Annotated in this window: 16 protein-coding genes; 10 read left to right on the top strand and 6 right to left on the bottom strand. The window is 68.5% G+C overall.

What is annotated here, in order from left to right; genetic code table 11:
• Window positions 1–117: 117 nt before the first annotated feature.
• Window positions 118–1551: an FAD-linked oxidase C-terminal domain-containing protein gene (locus tag XINFAN_RS09195; protein ID WP_124086200.1), complete on the bottom strand. Its 1434-nt coding sequence runs from the start codon at window positions 1549–1551 to the stop codon at window positions 118–120.
• Between the two features lie 265 nt (window positions 1552–1816).
• Between XINFAN_RS09195 and XINFAN_RS09190 the strand changes: the two genes are divergently transcribed.
• Both XINFAN_RS09190 and XINFAN_RS09185 read left to right on the top strand, forming a co-directional pair.
• On the top strand, window positions 1817–2230 hold the full coding sequence (locus XINFAN_RS09190) for a CopD family protein (RefSeq protein ID WP_124086204.1): 414 nt from the start codon (window positions 1817–1819) through the stop codon (window positions 2228–2230).
• A gap of 10 nt (window positions 2231–2240) precedes the next feature.
• Complete coding sequence (locus XINFAN_RS09185; RefSeq protein WP_124086199.1) at window positions 2241–2999, top strand: DUF599 domain-containing protein; 759 nt, start codon at window positions 2241–2243, stop codon at window positions 2997–2999.
• Window positions 3000–3245: 246 nt separating this feature from the next.
• Here XINFAN_RS09185 and XINFAN_RS09180 read toward each other — a convergent pair whose 3' ends face one another.
• Genes XINFAN_RS09180 through XINFAN_RS09165 form a run of 4 tightly spaced genes read right to left on the bottom strand, consistent with a single transcriptional unit; the run spans window position 3246 to window position 9983 of the window.
• Window positions 3246–5336 (bottom strand): hypothetical protein, encoded by a 2091-nt coding sequence (locus tag XINFAN_RS09180; RefSeq protein ID WP_124086198.1) that lies wholly within the window; start codon window positions 5334–5336, stop codon window positions 3246–3248.
• Complete coding sequence (locus XINFAN_RS09175) at window positions 5333–8104, bottom strand: DUF4159 domain-containing protein (protein WP_124086197.1); 2772 nt, start codon at window positions 8102–8104, stop codon at window positions 5333–5335. Before XINFAN_RS09175 ends, XINFAN_RS09180 begins: the two co-directional genes overlap by 4 nt.
• The gene (locus XINFAN_RS09170; protein ID WP_233352174.1) at window positions 8104–8970 is read right to left on the bottom strand and encodes a DUF58 domain-containing protein; all 867 of its coding nucleotides are present in this window, start codon (window positions 8968–8970) and stop codon (window positions 8104–8106) included. Before XINFAN_RS09170 ends, XINFAN_RS09175 begins: the two co-directional genes overlap by 1 nt.
• Window positions 8967–9983 carry an AAA family ATPase gene (locus XINFAN_RS09165; protein ID WP_124086196.1) on the bottom strand — a complete coding sequence of 339 codons (1017 nt, stop codon included), beginning with the start codon at window positions 9981–9983 and terminating at the stop codon, window positions 8967–8969. The genes XINFAN_RS09170 and XINFAN_RS09165 overlap by 4 nt, the downstream gene beginning before the upstream one ends.
• 367 nt (window positions 9984–10350) lie before the next feature.
• Here XINFAN_RS09165 and XINFAN_RS09160 point away from each other — a divergent pair, with 367 nt between their 5' ends.
• From XINFAN_RS09160 to XINFAN_RS09150, 3 genes are all read left to right on the top strand, one after another.
• Window positions 10351–10947: a DUF1285 domain-containing protein gene (locus XINFAN_RS09160; RefSeq protein WP_124086195.1), complete on the top strand. Its 597-nt coding sequence runs from the start codon at window positions 10351–10353 to the stop codon at window positions 10945–10947.
• Between the two features lie 10 nt (window positions 10948–10957).
• Window positions 10958–11731 (top strand): hydroxypyruvate isomerase family protein, encoded by a 774-nt coding sequence (locus XINFAN_RS09155; RefSeq protein WP_124086194.1) that lies wholly within the window; start codon window positions 10958–10960, stop codon window positions 11729–11731.
• A 263-nt stretch (window positions 11732–11994) separates the two neighbouring features.
• Window positions 11995–13308 (top strand): ABC transporter substrate-binding protein, encoded by a 1314-nt coding sequence (locus tag XINFAN_RS09150; protein WP_199286389.1) that lies wholly within the window; start codon window positions 11995–11997, stop codon window positions 13306–13308.
• Here XINFAN_RS09150 and XINFAN_RS09145 read toward each other — a convergent pair.
• Window positions 13284–14042: a FadR/GntR family transcriptional regulator gene (locus XINFAN_RS09145; RefSeq protein ID WP_124086193.1), complete on the bottom strand. Its 759-nt coding sequence runs from the start codon at window positions 14040–14042 to the stop codon at window positions 13284–13286. The two genes, XINFAN_RS09150 and XINFAN_RS09145, sit on opposite strands and share 25 nt — an antisense overlap.
• 451 nt (window positions 14043–14493) lie before the next feature.
• Between XINFAN_RS09145 and XINFAN_RS09140 the strand changes: the two genes are divergently transcribed.
• The 5 genes from XINFAN_RS09140 (at window position 14494) to XINFAN_RS09120 (ending at window position 21913) form a co-directional block, all read left to right on the top strand.
• A complete protein-coding gene (locus XINFAN_RS09140) occupies window positions 14494–15183 on the top strand; it encodes a tetratricopeptide repeat-containing protein (protein ID WP_124086192.1) in 690 nt (229 codons plus the stop codon).
• A gap of 46 nt (window positions 15184–15229) precedes the next feature.
• Window positions 15230–17428 carry an oxidoreductase gene (locus XINFAN_RS09135; RefSeq protein ID WP_124086191.1) on the top strand — a complete coding sequence of 733 codons (2199 nt, stop codon included), beginning with the start codon at window positions 15230–15232 and terminating at the stop codon, window positions 17426–17428.
• 122 nt (window positions 17429–17550) lie between these two features.
• Entirely contained in the window at window positions 17551–19713 is a 2163-nt protein-coding gene (locus XINFAN_RS09130) for a heterodisulfide reductase-related iron-sulfur binding cluster (RefSeq protein WP_124086190.1), read from the top strand.
• On the top strand, window positions 19713–21131 hold the full coding sequence (locus XINFAN_RS09125; protein ID WP_160144580.1) for an amino acid adenylation domain-containing protein: 1419 nt from the start codon (window positions 19713–19715) through the stop codon (window positions 21129–21131). The genes XINFAN_RS09130 and XINFAN_RS09125 overlap by 1 nt, the downstream gene beginning before the upstream one ends.
• Complete coding sequence (locus XINFAN_RS09120) at window positions 21128–21913, top strand: electron transfer flavoprotein subunit beta/FixA family protein (RefSeq protein WP_124086188.1); 786 nt, start codon at window positions 21128–21130, stop codon at window positions 21911–21913. Before XINFAN_RS09125 ends, XINFAN_RS09120 begins: the two co-directional genes overlap by 4 nt.

The raw sequence follows: 21913 nt of genomic DNA, 5'->3' as shown, positions 1-21913 counted from the left end.
CCCCGGATCGCCTCCGCCAGTTCCGCCTCACTCCCCGGCCGCATCATTTTCTGTCCTCAAATACCCCGGGGGAGTCTTCGCCTGCGAAGACGGGGGCACGGCCCCCTTCTTGCGGCCTCATCCCGCCCGCCGCCCGGCACTCAGCGCCAGCGGGAACACCTTCGCGGGGTTCAGAAGCCAGCCCGGGTCGAACACATCCTTGATCCGCATCTGCGCCTCCAGATCGGCGGTCGCGAACTGCACCTCCATCAGATCGCGCTTCTCGACGCCGACCCCATGCTCGCCCGAGAGGCACCCGCCCACTGCCACGCAGAGCTTCAGGATATCCGCCCCCATCGCCTCGGCGCGCTCCAGATCACCGGGGCGGTTGGCGTCGTAAAGGATCAAAGGGTGCATATTGCCGTCGCCCGCGTGGAACACATTCGCCACCCCGAGCCCGTAATGCGCGGAAAGCCCGCCGATCCCGCGCAAAACCTCGGGCAGTTTCGAGACCGGGATCGTGCCGTCCAGACAGATGTAATCCGCGATCTGCCCCATGGCGCCGAAGGCCGATTTGCGCCCGAGCCAGATCCGCCGCGCCTCGTCCTCGTCCCGCGCCTCGCGCAGCTCGACCGGATCGTGGCGCAGGGCGATTTCCCGGATGCGCGCGATCTGGGCGGCGATCTCGCCCGGGCTGCCCTCGACCTCGACGATCAGCAGCGCCTCGCAATCCGGGTAGCCCGCGCGGGCGAACGCCTCGCAGGCGCGGATACAGGGCCGGTCCATGAATTCGATCGCCACCGGCGAGAGCCCGGCGCGGATGATGTCGGCAACGCAGGCGCCCGCCACCTCGTTCGAGGAAAACCCCATCAGCACCGGCAGCGCGCCTTCGGGCTTCGGCAGGATCCTGAGCCAGGCCTCGGTCACCACGCCGAGCTGCCCCTCGGAGCCGCAGACCACGCCCAAAAGATCAAGCCCCCCGGCATCCATCCACGGCCCGCCGAGCGTCACCACGCTGCCGTCCATCATCACCAGCGTCACGCCCAGCAGATTGTTCGTCGTCACCCCGTATTTCAGGCAATGCGCGCCGCCCGAGTTCATCGCGATATTGCCGCCGATGGCACAGGCGAGCTGGCTCGACGGATCGGGGGCGTAGAACCAGCCCCCGGCCCCCACCGCGGCCGAAACCGACAGATTGGTCCGCCCGGCCTGAACATGGATCGCACGGCTGGCGAAATCGACCTCCAGCACCGCGTTCATCCGGGCAAGGCCGATCACCACCGCATCCGCCGTGGGCATCGAGCCGCCCGCGAGCGAGGTTCCGGCGCCGCGCGGCACCACCTTGACCCGCTCCTCATGGCAGATGCGCAGGGCCGCGGCGGCCTCTTCGGTCGAGCCCGGCAGCACCACCGCAAGCGGCGGGCAGCGGTAAGCCGAGAGTGCATCGCATTCATAGGCGCGCAGGCCGGTGTCGTCGGTGATCACCGCAGATGCGGGCAGCGCGGCCCTCAGGCGCGCGGTGATCGCGTCCTTTCGCGCAAGGATCTGCGGATCGGGAACGGGCATGTCCATCGGCTGGCTCCTGCTTGCGCTTCAGGGGTAAAGCCGCGCGCCCGCCATGGCAATCGCCCGGCGCCCCTTCAGGGCGAGATTTACGCCCTGACCCGCCCGCGGAAAACAGCCTACGCCGCCATGCGCGCCCCATGCGCCCCCGTGGCGGGAACATCCTTCGGACATCCGGCCGCCCTGCGATCCGGCCCGCCCCCGGCCTGCGGCGGATTTTCCCCTGCGGATTTTCCTCTTGTGCCACGGGGGGGATATCTGCCACCTCTGGCCCATGGGCTGGGTCAAGATCATACATATCCTTGCGGTCATGGGCTGGATGACCTCGATCTTCGCGGTGCCGCGCGCGCTGATCTACTGGAAGCGCGAATGGGCCCGGCTGGGGGAGTTCGGCCCGCTCGGCGATCTGACGGTGCGGCTTTACCGCTTTTCCGCCGGGCTGATGCTGATCGCCATCGCCACCGGGCTCTGGCTCGCCTTCGGCTGGTGGGGGTTCGATCCCTGGCTGCATCTGAAGATCACCCTCGTGGTGGCGCTGGTCGCGCATTATCTCTGGACCGGGCGGCTGGTCATGCGCGCGCGGCGCGGAGAGTTCCGCGAAAGCGATCTGTTCCTGCGCATCTTCAACGAAATCAGCGTGGTCGCCGTCATCGCCATTCTCTGGGCGGTGGTGGCGAAACCGTTCTGAGGGAGGCGCCATGCAGGGGCTGATCTCGCTCGGGAACCTGCCCGCCGCCGATCTGGCGGCGCTGATCTTCATCGTGATCGCCTGGGCGCTGACCGGCTGGCTGGTCGAGCATCCGCCGAAGAGCCGCCCCTCGGTCACCATCCTGATGCAGGAGTACCGGCGCGACTGGATGCGCGCCTTCGTCACCCGCAGCCCGCGGATCTTCGACGCCACGCTGATCGACTCGCACCGGCAGAGCTCGGCCTTCTTCGCCTCGGCCTCGATGATCGCCATCGGCGGCGGGGCGGCCCTGATCGGCAATTCCGCGGCGATGCAGGAACTCGCGGCCGATCTGCCCTTGGATGCCGGCCAGGTCGGGATCACGGTCAGGATCCTGCTGCCGCTGGCCTTCATGGCCAATGCGCTGCTGAAATTCATCTGGTCGCATCGCCTTTTCGGCTATTGCTCGATCCTGATGGCGGCGGTGCCGAACGCGCCGGACGATCCGCAGGCCTTTCCGCGCGCCGCCCAGGCGGCCGAGATCAACATCACCGCGGCGAAAAGCTACAACCGGGGCATGCGCGCGGTCTATTTCGCGCTGGCGGCGCTGGCCTGGGTGCTGGGCGCGGGGGCGCTCGGGCTGGCGACGGCGATCGCGGTGCTGGTGATGCTGCGGCGCGAGTTCCGCTCATATTCGCGCGAGGTGATCCTGCACGGCGGCCAGGGCGGGCACGGCTCTTCCGCCCTCACGGGCGTCATCGCCAGCGAAGAGGCCCGTCAGGGCCGATGAGCGGGTCCGGGGGCGCCCCGGCTCAGAGGTCCCCGCCCCAGCGGATCAGGATGCCACTGCCCGGATGGTGACGCAGTTTTGCGAAAAGCACGGGCGGCGCAGGCGGATCGCCCGCAGCGACGATCCGCGCTCCTTGCGAATTTCACCATGCGCCCGGCCCCTCTGCCGAAGCAATCCATTGCAGCCGGCACGCGGGTTCTGCCCAGCGGCCGCTTGCCAGGCGGCGGCCATGCCGCCCGCGCCCCGTCACGCCTTTGCGCCGCGGCGGCCTTCGATCAGCCAGGCCGAGACGCTCAGCCCGGCGGCCAGCGCCAGCCAGATCCATCCCGGCAGCAGCGCGGCCTGGCGCACCTCGGTGGTGACCCAGGCCTCGCGCGGCGTGATGCCGATCCAGCCGCGGCCCGTCACCGGACGGCCTTCCGAGACACGGCGCAGGTCGGGCAGGCCGGGCTCCAGCCGGGTCAGCGAGCCCCAGGCGGCGCCGTCGCGGCCCGTGGTCACCGCCTCGCCCGAGGCGATGGTTTCCTCGAATTCGCGCGGGCTGGCCGGACCCAGACCGATCACCCGGGTCAGATCGCCCTGTTCCAGCCGGTAAAGCCCCTGCGCGGGCGCGTCCCAGACCACCTGGAACTTGCCGGGCGACAGCGCCTGCATCTCCAGCACCACCTGCGCGCCATCGGGGCCGGTCACGGTCAGCGGCCCCGGCGGCTCTTCGGCGAGGCTGCGCCGCGTCACGGTCAGCCGGTTTCCTGCTGCCGTGGCAGTCAGCGCCTCTTCCTCAAGATCGGGCTCTTTCAGCATCCAGTGCGCCAGCCGGCGCAGGAGTTCGAGTTGCGGCCCGCCGCCCTCGTAGCCGCGCCCCCAGAGCCAGGCATGGTCCGAGGTCAGCACCGCGATCCGCCCCTCGTCCACCCGGTCGAGCACCAGCAAAGGCACCCCGTCCGGCCCCTCCATCACGGTCTGGCCCGAGAGCTGCTCGACCTCGATGGCGCGGAACCAGCGGCCCCAGCCGGGGGTGTCGCCATCCGCCGGAAGAGGCGCGTATTTCTCCAGCCCCTCGGTGACCGGATGGCGGCGGCCCAGATCGGTGATCTTCGGGCGGAAGCCGCGCTCGATCACCTGGGCGGTGGGGGCGACCGGCAGCACCTCGGAGAGCGGCGAGCGGTAAAGCGAATCCACCGCGCCGAATTCCGGCCCCGAGGCCACCAGCACCGTGCCGCCCTCGCGGATATAGCGCACCACATTGTCGATATAGGACATCGGCAGAATGCCCCGCATCCGGTAGCGATCGAAAATGATCAGATCGAATTCGCTGATCTTCTCGACGAACAGCTCGCGGGTGGGAAACGCGATCAGCGAAAGCTCGTCCACCGGCACGCCGTCCTGCTTTTCCGGCGGGCGCAGGATGGTGAAATGCACCAGATCCACCGAGGCGTCGGATTTCAGAAGGTTGCGCCAGACCCGCTCGCCCGCATGGGGCTCGCCCGATACCAGCAGCACCCGCAGCCGGTCGCGCACGCCGTTGATCTGCACCACCTGGGCGTTGTTGCGGGTGGTCAGCTCGCCCCCGGTGGCGGCGATCTCGAATTGCAGCACGTTCAGCCCGCCATGCGGCAGCACCACCGGCAGTTCCAGCTCCTCGCCGACCGGGACCGTGTAGGTCTGCGGCGGCTCGGCATCGACGGCAATGGTCAGATCGGCGAAGCGCGGCACCGAGGAAGGCACCCTTCCCTGGTCCTCGACCATCAGCTTCAGGATGAATTCCTCGCCGATGATGGCGAAGGCGGGGGCGTTCCTGACCACGAGGCGGCGGTCCCAGTCGGCCTCCTCTCCGGTCAGCAGCAGATGGAAGGGCGCGGGCAGGTCGGGGCGCATCTCCAGATCGTGCACCCTTCCGTCCGAGACGAGGATCACCCCGGCGACGCGGGCGCGGGGTTCCTCGGCCAGCGCGGCGGCCATGGCGGTCATGGCCAGCGTTCCGGTATTGTCGGCGCCGTCGGCGATGCGCTTGACGCGCAGTTCGGTGTTTTCCATCGCCGCGACCTGGGCCTCGATCCGGGCGACCGCGGCGCGGGTCTGGTCGCTGCGCGCGCCGAGGCCCTGGCTGGCGCTTTCGTCGATCAGCAGGAGCACGATGTCGGAGAGGCCCTGGCGGTCCTCATTTTGCAGGGACGGCCCGGCCAGCGCCGCCAGCAGCGACGCCAGCGCGAGGCCGCGCAGGAACCAGCCCGGCAGACCGCGCCAGAGCGCGAGCGCCAGCATCACCGCGGCCACACCCGCCAGCGCCCACAGGACCGGCCAGGCGATCAGCGGATCGAAAACCAGATGCGCGATCATTGGCCCAGCCTTTCCAGCAGCGCAGGCACATGGACCTGATCGGATTTATAGTTGCCGGTCAGCACATGCATGATCAGGTTGATCCCGAAGCGCCAGGCGATCTCGCGCTGCTGCTCGCCGGCGGCGCCGCGGCCCACCGGCAGAAGCGGCACGCCGTTGTCGTCGGTGGCCCAGGCGGCGGCCCAGTCGTTGCCGCCGATCACCACCGGCGTCACACCGTCGTTGAGGTTGCGAAACGGCATGCCCTCTTCCAGCGCGGCGTCGGCGGGGGCGGCCTCGACCCAGATCGTGCCTTCGGCGTAACGGCCGGGGAAGGTCTGGAGCAGGTAGAAGGTGCGGGTCAGGACGTGATCTTCCGGCACCGGCTCCAGCGCGGGGATATCGAGCCCCGCGGCGATGCGTTGCAGCGCCTGGCCCTCGGGCGTCTGCGCGCCATAAGAGGCCACGCCCGCGTCGCGGGTATCGAACAGGATCAGCCCGCCGCTGCGCAGGAACTGGTTCAGCCTCGCATAGGCGGCGTCCGAGGGCGTGGGCGCATCCGCCGTCACCGGCCAGTAGAGGAAGGGGAAGAAGGCCAGCTCGTCCTTCTCAAGGTCGATGCCGATCGGGCGCTGAGGCTCGATCGCGGTGCGTTCCCACAGCCGGTCGCCGAGGCCGAGAAGCCCGTATTCCGACAGTTCGTCAATCTGCGCGTCGCCGGTTTTCACGTAAGCCAGCACCACGCCATAGGTGGCCTCGATGGCGAAATCGTCGCCGGGCAGCGGCTCCTCCTGGGCGCGGGCATCCGGCGCGGCGAAGAGCGCCACCGCCAGCACCGCAACACCCCGGCGCCAGCCCGAAAGCCGCCCGCCAAGCCAGAGCGCGGCGAGGATATCGACCAGCAGGGCCACCAGCGCCCCGGTCAGAAGGCCGCCCTTCAGCGAGCGTTCCGGCTGCGCCGCCAGCCCCTCGACCACCGCCTCCGGCGGCCATTCGGCGGGGGTGAGCACGGTCTCCGGCCCCACCACATTCAGCGCGACGCGGCGGTCCTGGCCCGCGTAAAGCCCCGGCGGCTGTTCAGGCCCCGGGCCGTCGGTCATCGCCCTGGCCAGCACCTCGCCCGCCACGCCCGGCACCTCGCCCGCGTCGCGTTCCTCGCCCCAGGCGTTCAGCATCACCTCGGGCACCCAGATCTGGCCTTCCAGATCGCGGGCCTCGGGCAAAGCGGGCCGGGTCGAGATCGCCAGCCGCTCCAGCATCTGGACGAACAGGCCCGACAGGGGCAGCGTCGACCATTCCGCATTGGCGGTGACATGGACCAGCACCACCTGGCCCTCGCCCAAAGTCTTGCGCGTCACCAGCGGCGTTCCGTCGTCCAGCGCGGCGATGGTGCGCGCGGCAAGGTCCGGGTCGGGCTGCGCCAGCACCTGTTCGGCGATCTGCACATCATCGGGGATGCTCAGCCCGAAGAACGGGCTGCCCTCGGGGAAAGGCGCCAGCGATTTCGCGTCGCCCCAGCTGAGCGCGCCGCCGAGCGCGCGGCCACCCTCGCGCAGCCGCACCGGCATCAGCGGGTCTTCCTCGAACCGGCTGACATCCGAGGCCGCCAGCCGCGGCCCGGCAAAGCGCAACAGAAGCCCGCCCTTTTCCACCCATTCGACCAGCGCCGCCTGTTCCGAGGCGGTCAGCCGCGCCACATCGGCAAGCACCACCGCATCGGGGTTCGCGGGCAGCGCGGTCGAGACCGGCGCCTCGATCAGATCGGCCACCGGCGCCAGCGCCTGGCGCAGATAATGCAGCGGCGACAAGAGTTGCAGCCCCTCGGCCGCCGGGCCCGGACTGATCAGCGCCACTTTGCGCCGTTTCAGACTGTCATCGGTCAGCGAGACCGCGCCGGCCGAGCGCAGCCCGGCAATCCCGAACCGCGTGACGCGGTTCCTGAGTTCCGGCGGCAGATCCATCGCCGCCCCGGCCTTCGTCTCGCCCGCCGCGAAGGAAATCACCGCGCGCGCCAGTTCGCGCTCGATCCCGGCGGGATCGGGGCCGTGCCCCGTCACCTCGACCTCCACCGCCTCGCCCGCCGTCAGCCGCGAGGCCGTGACCATCACCGCCCCGTCGCGGAACTGCGCCGGATGCAGCGCCAGCACCGGCGCATCGCCCTCAACCACCGTCAGAAGCCCCTTGTCGGTGAACAGGGCCGCCAGCATGTCGCGCCCCTCCCAGTCGATGCCGTCCGACAGCCAGAGCGTATCGAACCCCTGCGCCGGGAAATGCTCGACCCAGGCCTCCATGCCCTGCGGCGACCAGGGCGCGGGTTCCAGCGCCGAAAGCCGCCCGGTCCAGGCGTCGGCGGCCTGGAAGGCGATCTCCTGCGGCCGGTCGGTCAGCCGGATCACCGCCACCACCCGCCCGTCGCGGCCCGCCTCTTCCACCGCCCGGGCGGCGCGCTCGACCCGGCGCGCCCAGTCCCGCGCATCGGCCCAGCCCCCGTCCAGCACCACCAGTAGCGGGCCGGAGCCCGCCTGGCGCTGCTCGGGGTTCAGCACCGGCCCGGCGAAGCCGATGATCGCCGCCGCCACGGCAAGGATGCGCAGCAGCAAAAGCCACCAGGGCGTGCGGTCGGTCTCGGCATCCTCGTCCTTCAGGCCAAGGAGCAACGCGACGCCGGGGAAGCGGCGGCGGACCGGCGCGGGCGGCACGGCGCGCAAGAGCAGCCACAGCACCGGCAGCGCGACGAGACCCCAGAGGATCCAGGGGGTCAGAAAACCGATCGGACCGATCATGAACATCAGCGCCCGCCCTCCAGCGCGCGGTAAAGCCACAGGAGCGCAGTCTGCGCCGGGGCTCCGGTGTGATGCGTGGAAAAATGCCAGCCGGTGGCGCGGGCCAGCGTCGCCAGCCGGTCCTTGCGCTCGGAAAGGCGCGCGAGATAGCGCGCGCGCAATTCGCCCGCCTGCTGCGTCTCATGCCGGAGCCCGCCGCCCATCGACTCGAAGATCACCCTTCCGTCGAAGGGAAAATCCTCTTCCGCCGGGTCGAGGATCTGGCAAAGCGCGCCCTTCACGCCGCGATCAGCGGCGCGCGCCAGCGCGGCCTCGATCCCGTCGAGGGGGCCGAGGAAATCCGAGAAGAACACCGCCCGGCCATGGCCGACCATGCCCGCGGTCTCGGGCACACCGTAATCGCCCTCGCCTTCCTCGCCGGAAAGCCGCGCCGCAAGCCGCAGGATCTGGCTGCGCCCGGCGCGCGGCAGCGCCAGCCCCGCCAGCCCGACCCGCTCGCCGCCCCTGAGCAGCAGAACCGCAAGCGCCAACGCCAGCAGCCGCGCGCGCTCCGCCTTCGGCGCGCGGTCCTTCGCGCCGGAAAATGCCATGCTCTTCGACGGATCGACCCAGAGCGTGACCGACTGCGCCGCCTGCCATTCGCGCTCGCGGATGAAATGCCCGTCCGAGCGGGCCGAGCGGCGCCAGTCGATGGACCGCGCCGGATCGCCGGCATGGGCGGCGCGGTATTGCCAGAACTCGTCGCCCGAGCCCGCCCGCCTGCGGCCGTGCTCGCCCAGCATCACCGTCGCCGCCAGCATCTCGGCCTCGGCCAGCAGCGGCGGCAGCGACTGGCCGAGCGCCTCGGCCCGGGCTTGCAGATCCTGGATCACGCGGCGGCCTCAAGCCCCAGAACGCGGGCGCTGGTGCGGGCGATCACGCCCGAAAGCGTCTCGCCCCGCGCCCGCGCGGCAAAGGACAAGGCCATCCGATGAGTCAGCGTGGCCTGGGCCAGCGCCGCCACATCCCCGACCGAAGGCGCGAGCCGGCCATGAAGCAGCGCCCGCGCCCGCACCGTCAGCATCAGCGCCTGCGCCGCGCGCGGCCCCGGCCCCCAGGCCAGGCTGTCGGCGAGATCGCGGCCCTCGGCCTCGCCGGGGCGGCAGGCGCGCACGAGATCGAGGATCGCCCCGACCACCTTCTCGCCCACCGGCATCCGCCGGATCACCGATTGCGCGGCGATCAGCGAGGCGGCGTCGAAGACCCGCGTCGCCTCGGCCTCTTCGGCGCCGGTGGTCGCGAGCAGGATCGCGCGCTCCACGTCGCGGGTGGGGTAATCGACATCGACCTGAACGAGGAAACGGTCGAGCTGCGCCTCGGGCAGCGGATAGGTGCCCTCCTGCTCGATCGGGTTCTGGGTCGCCAGCACATGGAACGGCCGGCCGAGCGGGCGGTGCTGGCCGGCGATGGTCACCTCGCGCTCCTGCATCGCCTGCAAAAGCGCCGATTGCGTTCTGGGGCTCGCGCGGTTGATCTCGTCGGCAAGCAAGAGCTGGCAGAACACCGGCCCCTCGATGAAGCGGAAGGCGCGCGAGCCATCCGTTGCGGTCTCCAGCACTTCCGAGCCGAGGATGTCGGCGGGCATCAGATCCGGGGTGAACTGGATCCGCCCGGCGTCAAGCCCCATCACACGGCCCAGCGTATCGACGAGCCGGGTCTTGCCCAGCCCCGGCAGACCGACGAGCAGCGCATGACCGCCGCAGAGCAGCGCCGAGAGCACCAGCTCCACCACCTTCTCCTGGCCGATGAACCGCCGCTCGATCGAGGCGCGCGCCGCGGCGAGCCTCTCCCCGAGCCCTTCGATCTCGGCCACGAGGGCAGTATCACCGGCCGCGGAATATGTCATGACAGGGCTCCTGATCTCATACTGGGCGCATTAGAGCGAAATCGCCCGCCGACCACAAATGGCAAAAGCCGCCTTGACACAAATGATTGTGAGAGAGCGCGGTCTTCCGCCGCCCGCCCTGCCGCAACGTCGAAGAGGGGGCCCTGCCCCCGTCCCCGTTCCGGGGACTCCCCCGGGATATTTAAGGACAGAAAATGAGGAGACGCGGCTCTGATCATTTTCTGTCTCTAAATATCCCCGCCGGAGGCATTTCCGCGCCCTGGCGCGGAAACCTCTTCGGATGCGGCGAGGAGCTTGCCCCTTGCGAGCGGCCCCTTGCGATCTGCCGCGCGAGGGGCGACATTGGCCCCGAAAACAGGAGCCTTGCATGCAGGACGGCCAGCAGCCATCAGCGGAGGGGATCGCCGCCTCGGCCCGGGCGGCGGCGAAATCGGGGGGGCTGCCCCCGGTGCATCTGTGGAATCCGCCGTTCTGCGGCGATCTCGACATCCGCATCGCCCGCGACGGCACCTGGTTCTATCTCGGCACCCCTATCGGCCGTGCACCGCTGGTGAAGCTGTTCTCCTCGATCCTGAAACGCGAAGGCGAGCGGTATTTCCTCGTCACCCCGGTGGAGAAGGTCGGCATCACCGTCGAGGACCTGCCGCTGCATGCCGTGGATGTCGATGCCACGGGCAGCGGGCGCGACCAGCGGCTGACCTTCGCGACCAGAACCGGCGACAGCGTGACCGCCGGGTCCGGTCATCCGATCCGCGTCAGCCGCGATCCGGCCAGCGGCGAACCCGCGCCCGCCATCCTTGTCCGCGCCCCGGCGGGGGGCGAACTCTGGGCGAGGGTAGACCGCAAAAGCTTTTTCCGCATGGTGGATTTGGGTTGCCATGAACCCCATGACGGGGATAGCTGGTTCGGCCTCTGGTCCTCGGGGCGGTTTTTCCCGGTTATCCGATCCTCAGAACTGGCCTGACACCCGATCCATGCCCCTTTTCGCCGCCAATCTGACGCTTCTCTTCAACGAAGTCCCGATGCTCGACCGCCCCGACTGGGCGCGGCGCACCGGGTTCGACGGGGTGGAAGTGTTGTTTCCCTACGACCATCCGGTGGCCGACTGGGAACGCGCGCTCGGCGATCTGCCGATGGCGCTGATCAACACGCCGCCAGGCGACTGGCTCTCGGGCGACCGTGGTTTCGCCGCGCGGCCGGGCGACGAGGCGGTGTTCCGCGACGGCTTCCTCCATGCCGCCGATTACGCCACGCGGCTGAAGGTGCCCACCGTCCATGTGATGGCGGGGGTGGCGCGCGGACCGCAGGCCGAGGCGACCTTCACCGAAAACCTGACCTGGGCCGCGGAACAGGCGCCCGGGCTGCGGCTTTCCATCGAGCCGCTGAACCCCGAGGACATGCCCGGCTATTTCCTCAACGATTACGACCAGGCGGCGCGGATCATCGACGATATCGGCAATCCGCGCATCGGGCTGCAATTCGATCTCTGGCACGCCGCGCGGCTGCACGGCGACGCGCATCTGGTCTGGCGGCAGCACCGGGACCGGATCAACCATGTCCAGATCGCCGGTTTCCCGGCCCGCAACGAGCCAGGCGGCGGCGGCTTCTCGCTGCCCGATCTTTGCGATCAGGTGGCCGGGATGGACCGGGTCTGGATCGCCGCCGAATACCGCCCCTCGCGCGGCACCGCCCAGGGGTTGTTCTGGCTGAACGCACTTAAATCGCGCGGCACGCCGATCGGGGACTGAACGCCCGGGCGCCAGAGGCGGACCGCTTCCGCGAGGGCAACCTCCTCCGGGCCGCGTCAGTCGCCGCATTTCCGCGGATGACACCCCGGCCCGCCGGCAGGGCTTTCCGGCGGCATCTTGCGGCAACAGCTTGCAGACATCTTGTGCCGACACCGAAGCCACCGTAAAAAGTCTCGTTTCCGCAAGTCTGCGAGCGGCCGGTCTCTGTCCGCTTCCGCTTTGTCCGTCAGGCCCCACCGCCGACATCCAGAGAAATCGCCAGTATGAGCATCTATCGTTTCGGCGCCGATCTCGAACTGGCGGCCAGCATGCCACGGCATGACATGCGCGCAAGGGAAACCGTGAAGATCGGGGTACTGGCGCCGCTGACCGGCCCCGCCGCATCCTGGGGCAGACCCGGCTATGAGGGCTGCCAGATCTGGGCCGACCGGGTCAATTCGGGCGGCGGGGTGAAGATCGGCGGCCAGCGGCGGCTGGTCGAGGTCGTCGCCTACGACGACCAGTACGATCCGGCGCGCGCGATCCTTGGGGCCAAGCAGCTTGTCCTCGACGCCGGGGTCAAGATCATCCTGATGCTTGGCGGCGACACCGTGCCGGTGATCGCCGATTTCCTCACCCGCTCGCGGATGCTGGCCACGACGCTGCTGCCCAGCGATCTGTCGCCCGACATCCCCTATCTCATTGCGCCCTGCGAGCTGCATCCGATCTATGTCGTGACCGGGGTGGACTGGCTGGCGGAGAACCGGCCAGAGCTGCGCACCGCGGCGCTCTGCGCCCAGAAGGACGCGCTCGGCCTGCCCTCGCTGGCCACTTACCGGGCCGCATTCGAGGCGGCGGGGATCACGATCGTCAAGGAGGTGCTTTACAGCGGCGCCCCCGAGGACCCGGTTGCAATCGCCGATGCGATGCTTGCGGCGAAGCCCGATATCCTGTGCTGGGACACCGCTTACGAGCCTTTCGTCCATGCGCTGACGGAAACCGCCTACCGGCGCGGGTTCCGCGGGCAGATCCTGTCCTGCACCTGCGACAATTATCCCGCGCTTGTCGCGCGCACCAGCCGCGCGTTCATGGAAGGCTTCATCTTCCATTTCCCCGAATTCGACGACCCGGCGCTTGACCGGCTGGACATCGGATTTCCCCGGCCCCGCGATTTCTACGCCGAGTTCAACCGCCGCTTTCCAGGGCAGTGGAGCGCGGTGTCATGGGAATATTGCGCCATTCTGGAGATGTGGCGCAAGGCGGTCGAGCAGATCCAGACGGTGGAGCCTGCCGTCGTTCTCTCGGCCATGCGGATGGGCGGGGGCAGCCACAACGTCTTTGGCGAGGCGCGCTGGTGGGGGCGCGAACTTTTCGGCGTCGACAATGCGCTGGTCGGGTCCTGGCCGGTGGTGCGGATCACCGACGGCGTGGCCCGCATCGTCGAGCTGCGCTCGATCCTCGACTGGTGGGAGAAGCATGGCCCACTGCTGTTGCGGCACATGCGGGCCTGCGGGCAGATGTGGGATCAGCGCCTGACCGCCGCCACCATGGACGCCGCCGCCATGGGCAGGGATCAGCCCCCCGGCATCAGCTCCTGATGCGCATCCGCCAGCATCAGCCGGACGAATTCCACCGCCTTCTCGATATCGCGGCTTTCTATCGCCTCGCAGAGCGAGCGGTTTTGCAGCTTGTATTCCCTGATCCGCGCGGGTGACAGCCGCCACCGCCGCTGCACCGACCAGCTTGCGTCGCGCCTTACCTGGTTGACCATGGCATAGACCGCTTCCAGAAGCGGGCTGTGCGTGCCCGAGGCGAGCCGCATGCGAAACGCATCTTCCAGCGCCGCATATTTCTCGCCATCGGTCATCACCTCTTCCATCTCGGCCTGAATGGCCTTGATCGCCTCGATATCCCGCGCCGTCATGTTGAGGATGGCGAGCCGCGCGATCTCGGGCTCGATGATCGAGCGCACGACGCCCAGTTCCAGCGGGCTGGTGGACTTGCCGATCTCGGTAAGATCCAGGATGCCGGACGGGGGCGCGCCGTATTCCGCCTTTGGCTGGCGCCGGCGGAAACAGACCACCGACCCGCTGCCGACCCGCCGCTCGATGATGCCGAAGCTCTCCATAAGGCCCAGGGCCTGGCGGACGATGCTGCGCGGCAGGCCATGGGTTTCGGACAAGACGCGCTCGGCAGGCAGACGGGTTCCGAACCCGTATACGCCACTGGCTATTGCGGCAAACAGCGTATCGGCCAGGTGCCGGGCTTTGGCGGTGACGGGATGGCGCACCTCGCCATCGGTCTCCCACGGCGGATCGGGAAGTTCGGTCATGATCCCGGCTCCTTGTGCAAGGCGTTTCCAGGGGTGATTCGCCGGCTGTCGGGACAAGCGTATCGCAGGCGGGCAGCATCGCTACGGGATTGGCAACCAATAGCCGGATGGGCCGGAATTGGTCTTATTTGGCACATCGTTGAGGCGCAAGGGAAAAATCAACCCGATCAGCCCAGTTCATACCACTCTCCCACCAAACACGGCCAATTTTTAATATATGTGACATACTTCTTATCATTTCAGCAGATTTCCGGTTACTTTTGCTGACGATCTGGCTGCATCCGAAGCTCACGATCTGGAGGGAAGTGATTTCGGGTGGAATTGGTCTAAATCGGCATAAGCAGACCATCAAGACTGCAGGCGGCTATCTCGGGGAGGAGATATGCTAACCCACGCGACGGAACGGCCGCCTGCGACAGCGCAGGGCGGTAACGGGGAAGGTTTGCGCGATTTGCCAGCCGATCCACGTGGTGGCAATGCTTTCGGCGGAGAAGAACCCGGCGCAAGCAACTGTTTTTCAGGTATTTTTCACGAAACCCGTTCGGCGGCATCCCTTGCGGGAGGCCAGCCCCGCCCGGCCCATACCGTCTGCTGGCGGGATTGCGATCTGAACTGGGAGCGTCTTCAGGAGCGCGCGCTCGGCGCGCTGCGCGACGGCAGGCCCGCCCTCGCCGCGTGGAACTGGCGCCTCGCCTGGCTCGTCGCCCGGATGCGCTTTGACCGGCGCGATCCGCGACAGGCGGCCAGCCTCGCCAATCTCGGCCTCGCCGCCCGTCTGGCCGGGCGCGAGCGTCTCGCCTGCCGCCGCTACGCCGCGGCGCTGCGGCGGTGGGGAACGGTTCCCGCCTGGATCGACACTATGACCATCGCCCGGCGCGGGCGCAGCTCGCTCTTTCATCTGCAAAGCGAGGCGCTGCACTGGGACGCCTACGAGCGCAGCCTGCGCAGCGATGCGATGCGGCTTGCCCGCGATGTCGCCTCGCGGCTGAACGCCGCCTCCCGCAGCCAGCCGCCGCCCGGACGGACGGGCGACCGCTGGCCGGGCGAGAAACCGGCCACTTTCGACGACCTGCGCAAATTCCTCGGCGCCGCGCTGCTTATCGCCGCCGATACGCCGGGTCCTGACGACAACCAAGACTGACGCTTCGTCCCGCCTGTGCGGCGGAATCCAGAGGGAGAAGAAGACCATGACCAACGCAAGACCGGCCAAATACGACATCCTGTTCGAGCCGATCCAGCTCGGTCCGAAGACCATGAAGAACCGTTTCCACCAGAGCCCGCACTGCATCGGCGCCGGCACCGACCGGCCCGGCTTCCAGATGGCGCATCGCGGGGTGAAGGCGGAAGGCGGTTGGGGGGCGATCAACACCGAATATTGCTCGATCCACCCGGAATCCGACGACACGATGCGGGTTTCGGCCCGGATCTGGGACGCGGGCGATGTGCGCAACCTGCGCGCCATGTGCGACGAGGTGCATAAATACGGCGCCCTCGCGGGCGTCGAGCTCTGGTATGGCGGCGGCCATGCCCCGAACATGGAATCGCGCCAGACGCCGCGCGGCCCCAGCCAGTATGCCTCGGAATTCGAGACGCTGACCTATTGCAGGGAGATGGACGAGGACGACATCCGCCAGGTGCAGCAGTTCTACGTCGATGCCGCGCTCAGGTCGCGCGACGCCGGGTTCGACATCGTGAACGTCTATGGCGGCCATGCCTATGGCCCGATGCAATGGCTGAGCCCCTATTTCAACAAGCGCACCGACGGCTATGGCGGCTCGGTCGAGAACCGGGCGCGGTTCTGGATCGAGACGCTCGAAAAGGTCAAACGGGCGGTCGGCGACGATTGCGCCGTCGCCTCGCGCTGCGCCATCGACACCCTCTACGGCCCCGGCGGGCTTGAGGTCGAGGTGGACGGCGTGCGCCTGATCGAACTGGCCGACGACCTGGTCGATGTCTGGGACATCAACGTCGGCGATATCGCCCAGTGGGGCGAGGATGCGGCGCCGTCGCGCTTCCACCGCCAGGGCCACGCGATCCCCTGGCAGCGTTTCGTCAAGATGCACTCGAAGAAGCCGGTCCTCGGCATCGGGCGCTTCACCGATCCCGAGAAGATGGCCGAGGTGATCCGCAACGGCGAGCTGGACATCATCAGCTGCGCGCGGCCCTCGATCGCCGATCCGTTCCTGCCGCAGAAGATTCAGGAGGGCCGGCTGGACGACATCCGCACCTGCATCGGCTGCAACGTCTGCATCTCGCGGTGGGAGATCGGCGGGCCGCCGATGATCTGCACCCAGAACGCCACCGCAGGCGAGGAATACCGCCGCAGCTGGCACCCCGAGAAGTTCGAGCGCGCCGGCTCCGACGACACGGTCCTGGTGGTCGGCGCCGGCCCGTCCGGCTCGGAGGCGGCGCGGGTGCTGCTGGAGCGCGGCTATGTCACCCATCTGGTGGACAGCGCCGAGAAGGTCGGCGGCCATCTCAACGATGTCGCCACGCTGCCGGGCCTTGGCGAATGGGGCTATCACCGCGATTACCGCGAGGTGCAGCTCGATAAGCTGATGAAGCGGGTCAAGGGCTCGCAGCTCGCGCTCGGCCGGAAGCGGCTGACCGCCGACGACGTGCTGAACTACGGCGCCGAGAAGGTCGTCATCGCCACCGGCTCGTCCTGGAACACCGATGGCACCAACTGCCTCAGCCACGATCCGATCCCGGGCGTGGATGCCTCGCGCCCCGATCAGGTGACGCCGGAACAGATCTTCCGCGGCGAGAAGCCGATCGGCAAGCGGGTGGTGATCCTGAACGCGGACACCTATTTCATGGCCCCCTCTCTGGCCGAGCGGCTCGCGACCCAGGGTCATGAGGTGACGGTGATCAGCGGCGTCGAATTCGGCCGCTACATGCACTTCTCGCTGGAATACCCGAACATGCGCCGCCGCATGGTCGAGCTGAACGTCAATATCATCGGCGACGCCTGGGCCTCGCGGGTCGAGGACGGGCGCATCGAATATTACGATGTCTGGGCCGAGGGCTCGCGGCGCGAATATCGCGGCCCCGGCAAGCTGCCGCGCGACGAGAACAAGAGCCATCAGTGGCTCGAATTCGACACGCTGGTCCTGATCACCGGGCGCCATTCCGACGACACTTTGTTCCGCGAGATCAAGGCGCGTCAGAGCGAGTGGGAAGCGAACGGCATCAAGGCCGTCTATGTCATCGGTGACGCCTGGGCGCCCAAGCTGATCGCCGATGCGACCTTCGACGGCCACCGTATCGCCCGCGAGATCGAGGACGCCGATCCCCAGCACCCCCTGCCCTACAAGCGCGAGGTCATCTCCTGGGGCACGGCCTACCAGCCGGGCGGCGAATACAGGCTGGAATGGCGGCTCTGAGCAACTGACGGCAGCCGCAGGGCCTGACCCCGCGGCTGCCGGTTCCCGATTCCCCAATTCCCGAATTCCCGGCGGGGCGCCCGATGCTGCGGCGCCGAAAGAAGACAAGAGGACCGACGGCGATGATCTCCGATCCCAACCCGCAAGACGTGACCCGCATCCTGTTCGAGAGCTTCCCGCTCTGGATGCTGGTGACATTCTACGTGGTCGCCATCGGCGCGATCCTGGTTTTCCTTTACGGAATATGGTCGCAGATCCGCAAATACCGCCGTGGCACGCGGTCGGGGGCCTGGACGCCGTTCTGGCCCCGCCTTGGCACGATGTTCCGGCTGGTCCTCGAACATACGACGATCCGGCGCCGGGCGCCGGTCGCGGGCGCCGCCCATATGTTCATCTTCTACGGCTTCACGGTGCTGTTCATCGGAACCAGCACCATCACGCTTGACCAGGACATCACCGGGCCGGCGACGGGGCTGCATTTCTGGAAGAACGGCTTCTATCTGATCTTCTCGCTGGCGATGGATCTGGCCGGGCTCTCGCTGATCGGCGGCCTGCTTTACATGATGTACCGGCGGGGCTGGATGGCGCTGCCGCGGCTTGACTACCACCGCCCCGACCGCTCGCCCGAAGATCCCGATTACGACCGCTCATTCTACCGGCGCGAGGACTGGGCCTTTCTGTGGCTGCTGGTCATCATCGGCGTGACCGGCTTCCTGGTGGAGGCGGTCCGGCTGGTCTGGCTACAGCACAACCCGCTGGTCTGGGACTATCGCTGGTGGTCGCCGGTGGGGGCGCTGCTCGCCCAGCTTATGGCCGGGCTGGGCATGGAGCCCGAGGGCGCCGCCGGTTTCCGCATGGTCCTGTGGTGGACGCACGGCATTCTCGCCCTCTCGTTCATCGCGGTCATTCCCTATACCAAGATCAAGCACATCTTCACCGCCATGGGCAGCCTGATGGCGCGCGATGCGCAGGCCAAGCAGCGGATGCCGATGGCCGATGTCGAGGCCGAGCGGATCGGATTCTCGCAGCTCACCGATTTCAGCGACAAATACCTGCTGAACGTCGATGCCTGCACCAAATGCGGGCGCTGCCACGAGGCCTGCCCGGCGAATGCCTCTGGCTATCCGCTCTCGCCCAGGGATCTCGTGCTCAGCCTGCGGGAACTGGCCAACGACACGCTGAACGGGGCCAGGATGCCCGCCGGCCCGATCGAGGTGATCGGCACCGGCGTCAACATGATCCGGCCCGAGACGCTGTGGTCCTGCCGCAGCTGCGCCGCCTGCGTCGAGATCTGCCCGGTCGGCGTCGAGCACCTGCCGATGATCGTGCAGATGCGCCGGTCGCTGGTCGAGGCGGGCGAATTCGACACCATGCTTCAGCCCACGCTGAAGAGCCTGCAAAAATCCGGCAACTCGCTGGGCGAGTCGAAGCGCAAGCGGCCGCGCTGGACCCAGAAGCTGGACTTCCAGATCAAGGACGCCCGCACCGAGCCGGTCGATGTGCTGTGGTATGTCGGCGACTACGCCTCATTCGATCCGCGCTCGCAGAAGGTCACGATCACCTTCGCCCGGATCCTGAAGGCGGCGGGAATCGACTTCGGGATCCTGTTCGAGGACGAGCAGACCGCCGGCAACGACGTGCGGCGCGTGGGCGAGGAAGGTCTGTTCCAGGCGCTGGCCGAGGCCAATATCGAACTGCTCAACGACTGCACGTTCAACAGCATCGTCACCACGGACCCGCATACCTTCAACACGATCCGCAACGAATACCCGGAATTCGGCGGCAATTACACCATCGAACACGCCAGTTCGATGCTGGAACGGCTGATCCGCGAGGGGCGGATTCCGCAGCCCGCGAAACTCGACTACCGTGTGACCTATCACGATCCCTGCCATCTGGGCCGCATCAACGGCTGCACCGAGGCGCCGCGCCAGGTGTTGCAGAGCGTGGGCGTCGAGCTGGTCGAACTGGGGCGCAGCCGCGACAATTCGTTCTGCTGCGGCGCGGGCGGCGGCCGCATCTGGCTGCCCGATCCGCCGGAACTGAAAAAGCCCGCCGAACTACGCGCGGCCGAGGCGGCGGAGATCCCCGGTCTCGATGTCCTGGTGGTGAACTGCCCGAAATGCCTCAACATGCTTGAGGACGGCGTGAAGGGCACCGGCAACGAGGGCAATTTCCGGGTTCTGGAACTGACCGAACTGCTGGCCGAGGCCATGGGGCTGGACAAGAAGGGCGCAGAAGAAGACGGCGCCGACGAGCCCGGCAGGTCTGCGGTATCGGCATGATGGCGGCGGCGACCGACATCCGAGGGGCCGGGGGGCAGGACGCCCTCGTCGCGCGGGTGGTCGCCGGGGGCGATCTCTATGCGGCCCTCGGCCTTTATGCCGGTGCAGGCCCCGGGGCGCGGGCCGCGCTTGAGCCGGTGATATTCGCATCGCCGCGCCAGAAGCTGATCACCGCCGCGGCCGCCTTTGCTCCGGCCTCTCTTCTCGACCGTCTCGCGGCCGATGCCGGGGAGGCGCTGGCGCTGCGGCTTGCGAAGAATCCGGCAACGCCCACATCGGCGCTGCGCAGGCTGCTCGGCCGATGCGGCGATGCGCGCATGGCGCGCTGTCTCGCGGCCCATGACCATGCCGATGCCGCGATCCTCGACGAACTGGCTTCGCACCCGGCGGTCGAGGTGCGGCGCGCGGTCGCCGGCAACCCGGCCGCCCCGGCCGGGGTGATCGGGCGGCTTGCGGCAGACGACGACGGGCTGATCCGGCGCGCGGCGGCTGCGGCGCCGGAAGCGGATGCCGGGACGCTCGCCCGGTTGTGGCAAACCGGCGACGACGGGGTCAGGGCCGAAATCGCCGCCCATCCGAACTGCCCCGCGGATCTGCTGGCCGCGGCGCTGCGCTCGACCGACGCCCGGCTGCGGCGCAGGCTGGCCTCTAACCCAAGCCTCGGCGCCGCGGAACTGGAGCAGTTGCTGGCCGATCCCGATGACGGCGTTCGTGCGGCGGCGGTCCGCAACCCCACGGTCTCAGACGCCGGGATCGACACCGGGAGAGAGCCCTCGGCCCGCATCCGCCGCCTCATCGCCCGCCGCCACCAGCTCGGCGCGGATGTCATCGCGCGGCTCGCCGCCGACCCCGACCCCTGGGTCCGGCGCTGGATCGCGCGCCATCCCGACCTGCCCGCCGGTCTGCTGGCGCGGCTCGCCCAGGACGACGACCCCGGGATCCGCCGCAGCGTCGCGCGCAACCCCGCCAGCCCGCCGGACCTTCTGGTCCGCCTCGCCCAGGACACCGCGCCCTGGGTCCAGGCGGGTGTGGCGCTGCGCGAGGACGCGCCGCCCGAGGCCGTCGGCGCGCTTCTGTCCAGCCGCGACCGCGACGTGCTGGGTGCCCTCGGCCGCAATCCGGCAACGCCCGCCACGACGCTCAAAGCGATTGCCGCCAGCGGTGATGCCGATGTGCGCCGCTCCATCGCCTTCAACCGCGCGGCGCCGCAGGCAGCCGTCCTGCTGCTGGCCGCCGATCCCTATCCGCTCAACCGGGCGATGATCGTCGGGCATCCCCTGCTGGACGACGGCGCCCTCGCCGACCTGCTGGACGATCCCGACCCGCAGGTGCGCTTTGCCGCCGCGCGCAGGCTCGGGCGGCGGGCGGCTTCCTTCCCACCCCGCAACAGTGACGGAAAACCTGGAGATGACGAATGAAGATACTTGTTCCGGTAAAGCAGATCGCCAGCCTTGATGACCAGTTCGAGATGCGCGATGACGGTCGCGATGTCGATGACGACTATTTCGAGAAGGATCTGAACGAGTTCGATCACTTCTCGGTCGAGCAGGCCCTGCTGATCAAGGAAGCCGCCGGCGACGGGGTCGAGGTGGTGGTCGCCATCGTCGGCGACGACGACGCGGATGATGCGCTGCGGACCGTCCTTGCCAAGGGCGCTGATCGCGGCATCCGGGTCTGGGACGACGCGCTTGCCGGGGCCGACGGGATCGTTGTCGCAAAGATCCTGGCGAAGCTGGTCGAACGCGAGAAGCCCGACATGGTTTTCACCGGCGCCCAGTCGACCGATTTCGGCTCGGCCGCCACCGGCATGGCGCTGGCCGGGATCCTCGGCTGGCCGCATGCCGCGGTGGTGAGCCATCTCGACTACACGCCGGGGGCCCCCTCGGCGACCCTGCGGCGCGAGCTGGAAGGCGGGCTTGAGGAAGTGATGTCCATCCGCTGCCCGGCGGTGCTGTCGATCCAGCTTGGCATCAACCAGCCGCGCTACGCCTCGCTGCGCGGCATCAAACAGGCCAAACAGAAACAGGTGGACGAGTTGTCGCCCGATGATCTCGGCCTTGGCGAGGACGACCTCAGGCCCGCCTCGAACGTCCGGCGCATGTATGTGCCCGAGCGCGGCAAGGCCGAACTCATCACCGGCACTGCGGCCGAACAGGCGGCGCGGCTGGCAGAGATCATCAAAGAAATCCGGGGGATGTGA

The sequence above is a fragment of the Pseudogemmobacter humi genome, from assembly GCF_900609055.1.
Lineage (GTDB): Bacteria > Pseudomonadota > Alphaproteobacteria > Rhodobacterales > Rhodobacteraceae > Pseudogemmobacter > Pseudogemmobacter humi.
The sequence above is the reverse complement of the archived record's forward strand: the minus strand, read 5'-3'. Positions and strand labels throughout refer to the sequence as shown.

Bases quoted from the DNA above. Each gene is read 5' to 3' on its own strand.
- XINFAN_RS09120 (WP_124086188.1), top strand. From the start codon at position 21,128: ATGAAGATACTTGTTCCGGTAAAGCAGATCGCCAGCCTTGATGACCAG.
- XINFAN_RS09145 (WP_124086193.1), bottom strand. From the start codon at position 14,042: ATGACCGAACTTCCCGATCCGCCGTGGGAGACCGATGGCGAGGTGCGC.
- XINFAN_RS09155 (WP_124086194.1), top strand. From the start codon at position 10,958: ATGCCCCTTTTCGCCGCCAATCTGACGCTTCTCTTCAACGAAGTCCCG.
- XINFAN_RS09160 (WP_124086195.1), top strand. From the start codon at position 10,351: ATGCAGGACGGCCAGCAGCCATCAGCGGAGGGGATCGCCGCCTCGGCC.
- XINFAN_RS09195 (WP_124086200.1), bottom strand. From the start codon at position 1,551: ATGGACATGCCCGTTCCCGATCCGCAGATCCTTGCGCGAAAGGACGCG.
- XINFAN_RS09150 (WP_199286389.1), top strand. From the start codon at position 11,995: ATGAGCATCTATCGTTTCGGCGCCGATCTCGAACTGGCGGCCAGCATG.
- XINFAN_RS09125 (WP_160144580.1), top strand. From the start codon at position 19,713: ATGGCGGCGGCGACCGACATCCGAGGGGCCGGGGGGCAGGACGCCCTC.
- XINFAN_RS09165 (WP_124086196.1), bottom strand. From the start codon at position 9,983: ATGACATATTCCGCGGCCGGTGATACTGCCCTCGTGGCCGAGATCGAA.
- XINFAN_RS09190 (WP_124086204.1), top strand. From the start codon at position 1,817: ATGGGCTGGGTCAAGATCATACATATCCTTGCGGTCATGGGCTGGATG.
- XINFAN_RS09185 (WP_124086199.1), top strand. From the start codon at position 2,241: ATGCAGGGGCTGATCTCGCTCGGGAACCTGCCCGCCGCCGATCTGGCG.
- XINFAN_RS09175 (WP_124086197.1), bottom strand. From the start codon at position 8,104: ATGTTCATGATCGGTCCGATCGGTTTTCTGACCCCCTGGATCCTCTGG.
- XINFAN_RS09180 (WP_124086198.1), bottom strand. From the start codon at position 5,336: ATGATCGCGCATCTGGTTTTCGATCCGCTGATCGCCTGGCCGGTCCTG.
- XINFAN_RS09130 (WP_124086190.1), top strand. From the start codon at position 17,551: ATGATCTCCGATCCCAACCCGCAAGACGTGACCCGCATCCTGTTCGAG.
- XINFAN_RS09135 (WP_124086191.1), top strand. From the start codon at position 15,230: ATGACCAACGCAAGACCGGCCAAATACGACATCCTGTTCGAGCCGATC.